Raw genomic sequence first — 225 nt, 5'->3', positions numbered from 1 at the left:
AGCTCGGCGGCGATCGCCCGGACCGTCGCCTTATCGCGGAGCCGGTCGGCCAGGTGGATGCGCTCGGCCTCGCTCAGATACCGGGACGACGAGGAAGGCGGCGCTGCCGGCCGGGCCGGCAGCGCCGCCTTGTTCCTGCCGGACGCGTTGCGCCCGTTACGCCAGCGCCTGCCGGTCTTCGGGTTGATCCCGACGATCCGGCAGGCCTGGTCGTTGCTCGCTCCT

1 pseudogene is annotated in these 225 nt (G+C 72.9%); it reads right to left on the bottom strand.

Annotated elements, in window-relative coordinates:
- Nucleotides 1-225: pseudogene (locus IF30_RS50100) on the bottom strand (IS30 family transposase); the annotation flags it as partial.

The sequence above is a fragment of the Streptomyces sp. NRRL S-350 genome, assembly GCF_000719705.1.
In the GTDB taxonomy this organism is placed as follows: Bacteria; Actinomycetota; Actinomycetes; order Streptomycetales; family Streptomycetaceae; genus Kitasatospora.
Note: the sequence above shows the minus strand (reverse complement) of the source record. Positions and strands in the feature narration are given on the sequence as shown.